This window comes from Mesorhizobium huakuii (assembly GCF_030160235.1).
GTDB classification, from domain to species: domain Bacteria; phylum Pseudomonadota; class Alphaproteobacteria; order Rhizobiales; family Rhizobiaceae; genus Mesorhizobium; species Mesorhizobium huakuii.
The window spans coordinates 1-3,725 of the sequence record NZ_BSNY01000016.1 but is presented as its reverse complement, the minus strand read 5'-3'; the positions used below and the strand labels follow the sequence as shown (position 1 = coordinate 3,725).

At 58.4% G+C, this 3,725-nt stretch carries 3 protein-coding genes and 2 pseudogenes; 3 read left to right on the top strand and 2 right to left on the bottom strand.

Annotation, left to right across the window (positions count from 1 at the left end):
* A pseudogene (locus QQK95_RS07955) lies at positions 1 to 215 on the bottom strand (hypothetical protein); the annotation flags it as partial.
* Positions 216 to 289: 74 nt separating this feature from the next.
* On the opposite strand from QQK95_RS07955, the pseudogene QQK95_RS33580 reads away from it, so the two are divergent.
* Positions 290 to 502 (top strand): annotated as a pseudogene (locus QQK95_RS33580) (hypothetical protein); the annotation flags it as partial.
* 55 nt (positions 503 to 557) lie between these two features.
* Here QQK95_RS33580 and QQK95_RS07950 read toward each other — a convergent pair.
* Positions 558 to 1,538 carry an IS5 family transposase gene (locus QQK95_RS07950; RefSeq protein ID WP_284270736.1) on the bottom strand — a complete coding sequence of 327 codons (981 nt, stop codon included), beginning with the start codon at positions 1,536 to 1,538 and terminating at the stop codon, positions 558 to 560.
* Positions 1,539 to 1,579: 41 nt separating this feature from the next.
* Here QQK95_RS07950 and QQK95_RS07945 point away from each other — a divergent pair, with 41 nt between their 5' ends.
* Both QQK95_RS07945 and QQK95_RS07940 read left to right on the top strand, forming a co-directional pair.
* Complete coding sequence (locus QQK95_RS07945; protein WP_322791212.1) at positions 1,580 to 2,077, top strand: tyrosine-type recombinase/integrase; 498 nt, start codon at positions 1,580 to 1,582, stop codon at positions 2,075 to 2,077.
* Positions 2,077 to 3,516, top strand: coding sequence for a DUF6880 family protein (locus tag QQK95_RS07940; protein ID WP_409371663.1), 1,440 nt, complete (start codon positions 2,077 to 2,079; stop codon positions 3,514 to 3,516). The genes QQK95_RS07945 and QQK95_RS07940 overlap by 1 nt, the downstream gene beginning before the upstream one ends.
* Positions 3,517 to 3,725 lie beyond the last annotated feature (209 nt).

The following is a 3,725-nucleotide window of genomic DNA, read 5'->3' as shown; positions in this document are numbered from 1 at the left end:
GATTTCGATCCTGCCTGCCTATCGCCAAACCGTTGACAAAGGATCCATGCACCAACGCCTCGCGGAGCGCGCCATCCCGCCAGTGCCTCCGGCGTTACCCATAAGGTCAGGCTACCACGCCGGCGCAGACCTGCTTCGTAGTCACGCCAATTCGTCACCCTGAATTTCATCTTTCCGACGTGATGACGACGATCGGCGTTGTGTTTGTACGGCATGGCACTCGCATCGAGCTGATTTCGATCCTGCCTGCCTATCGCCAAACCGTTGACAAAGGATCCATGCACCAACGCCGTTTGACGAGGTTATTCCGGCCAGATGGCGCAGTTCGGTCATCGATGACGATGGCCGTGTGAACTGGATCAGCTACGAGCTTTGCGTCCTCACCCAGTTGCGTGATCGCATCCGCTCCAAGGAGATCTGGGTTGTCGGCGCGGACCGCTATCGCAATCCTGACGACGATCTTCCCAGGGACTTCGAAATCCGGCGTGACGCCTATTACACAGCGCCCTGTTGCATGGATCAGACTTTGGACGAGGCAACCCTATCCACTGCATTTTTCATGCAACGCGCTCGAACTTGGGCCGGCCAAGTTCTGTCATCCGGTTAAGAACACGGACGCCAATCTTCGCTTCAGTCTTCTGATTGTCAAAATGTCGCGCTTTGAGTTTGGGCCCGATCACAGCCTTCCATCGACCCATCTGGGTCTCAGCGCGACTGCGCTTGTTGTAGCCGGTGGATTTCTGCCATGCCATCCGCCCTTTGGTCTGGATTTCTGCAATATGGCGATCGCGGACAGATGGAACCAGCACCGATTGAGGGCTGGCAACGGCAGTCTTGGGAGGTGGGATAATGACCTCCACGATCTCACCAAAGCGTGTCGCCAGAAGATCTCGGGTTGGCGTTCCATCATAGGCGCCGTCGGCAATGAACTTCTCGACAGGGCCACCGATCTGGTCCAGAAGTCCTGGTAACGCTGTCGGATCGCCGACATCATCCACGGTCAGATCGGAACAAACAATCTCACCACTGACAAGATTGAGACCAAGGTGCAGTTTGCGCCATCTTTTGCGTTTGCCCTTGGTTTTGTGCTTGTTTTCCAGCCACTCGCCCTCGCCGAAGACCTTCAAGCCGGTGCTGTCGACAACCAGATGGACCGGACCTGATGTTGTGGCTCGGGACTTTGTCGACGGCAACGCCAGCCCTTTGCTCCGGCGAGACAGGGTGGAGAAGTCAGGCACGGCAATATCGAACCCCATCAGCGCCGCGACACTGCGCATCAAGCCTTGGGTCTGGCGTAGCGCCAGCCCGTAGACGACGCGCAGGGTCAAGCACAACGTAATCGCCAGATCCGAGTATTTCGGCTGACCACCCCGCGATGTCCGCCTCCGCGCCGTCCATAAAAACAGGGCCTCATCCTTCACCCAGATGGTCAAATCACCACGTTGACGCAGGCTTTCATTATATGCCGGCCAATTCGTCACTTGATATTTCTGCTTGGCAATCTTGTCCCGCCGATCGGCATTGAACTTGTGCGGCATCGTCGAAATCCGGATCAGGAGACTGAAAACCACCGCTCAATATCAGTCGCCGTGATCCACGCAACAACGCCATCCGCGACCACCTGCTGATCCTGATGATGTACCGCCACGGTCTGCGGGTCAGCGAAGCCATTGCCCTGCGGCGGGAGCATGTGAACCTGAAGGAACCGCGGATCTGGATTCCGCGCCTCAAGAATGGACTGTCCGTGGAACAGCCGATCGCCGGTGACGAATTGCGGACGATCAGACGGTGGCTGGCGATACGCCGGGACCATCTGCCATGGCTCTTCATCTCCGAGCGCAAGCAGCCGTTCACCCGTCAGGCCGTCAACTACATTGTCGCCAGCGCCGCAACGCGGGGCGGCCTCGTGAATGTCCATCCCCACACGCTTCGGCACTCTTGCGACTTCTCGCTCGCCAATCGTGGGCGCGATCTACGCCTCATCCAGGACTATCTCGGCCATCGCGACCCGAAGCACACTGCCCATTACACTCGCGTCGCCGCTAGCCGCTTTGACGGTCTGTGGGGAGCGCACTGATGGCTGGGCGTAGAGGAATTACCGCCGAGAGGCTGACGGCGCTTGGTGCTGAACGCATGGCCGAAATTCTTGTCACGCTCGCCGAGGAAGATCGTGACATCAAGCGGCGTTTGCGACTGGAACTCGCCGAACAGGATGGCGTAGATGAACTTGCTGCCGAGATCGGCAAACGCCTGGCCTCGATAAAGAAGGCTTCTTCGTTCGTCGATTGGCAGAAACGGCAGGAATTCGAAAAGGATCTTGATTTGCAGCGCGAGATGATCACCGAGCGCATCGCCAAAACCAGACCCGACCTGGCATTGGACCTGATGTGGCGCTTCATGGCTCTGGCGGAACCGGTCATCAATCGGGTCGACGACAGCAATGGCGTCGTCGGCGAGATCTTTCGGCAGGCCGGTCATGAGCTCGGGGAGATCGCGGCCAAGGCCAGGCCGGAACCGCTGCTGCTTGCCAAGCAGACATTCGATGCCGTCACCAGCAATCACTACGGCGAATATGACCGATTGATCCCCGCCATCATGCCGGCGCTGGGCACGGAGGGCATCAATGATTTGAAAGCCAGGCTTCATGATGCCCTCGACCGACGGCCGCGACGAAATGGCGAATACGATCATCGGGCGGCCGCCATTGCCCGGACCCTGCGCGACATGGCCGATGCCGAAGACGATGTCGACGCCTTCATCGCTCTGACCCCGCTGAAAGCACAGCAGACGCCGAGGGGCGCCGCCGGCATTGCGCGACGGCTTCTCACGGCAGGGCGCGCACAAGAGGCGATGATCGCACTACAGAAAGGTGCGCCGAACGAAGAGGCCGTCGCCACGCATGATCTCTGGATCGACGGACACCATGGTTATTTTGGTCACTCCGAATGGGAGGATGTCTATATCGATGTGCTCGACGCGACCGGCGAGCGTGAAAAGGCACAGCAGATACGTTGGGACAGCTTCGAAAAGCACCTCCTGGTCGATCGCCTACGAGACTACGTGAAAAGGCTCCCCGACTTTGACGATGTCATCGCCGAGGAAAAGGCCATGGCCCATGCGCTGACCTTTCCCAACATGATGTCGGCATTGGATTTCTTCGTTGAATGGCCGGCATACGATCACGCCGCCAAGCTCATCGTCCAACGGCGCGCCGAGATTGATGGCAATGCCTATTATCTGCTCACTCCAGCTGCGCGGGCGCTCGAAGGAAACTACCCGCTCGCTGCCGTGCTGCTACGGCGCGCGATGATCAACGACACGCTGGACCGAGCAAAGTCGACCCGGTACCGCCATGCCGCCCGCCACCTTGAGGAGTGCCAGTCGCTGGACAGCGCAATTCCGGACTATGCAGATCTTGGCGATCATGCAGCGTTCCTCGCATCGCTGCAGGACAAGCATCGACGCAAGGAAGGCTTCTGGGGGCGTGTCCGGGAGTTCTCGGGCGAAGGGAAATAACGTTCTCTATACGTTCTAGCTGTCGTCGTTTTTGAGCAGCTATGAGGTCACTGGGCCAGAAGGCGGTCCATCTCGCTTTGGCGTTGGTGCATGGATCCTTTGTCAACGGTTTGGCGATAGGCAGGCAGGATCGAAATCAGCTTGATGCGAGTGCCATGCCGTACAAACACAACGCAGATCGTCGTCATCACGTCGGAAAGATGAAATTC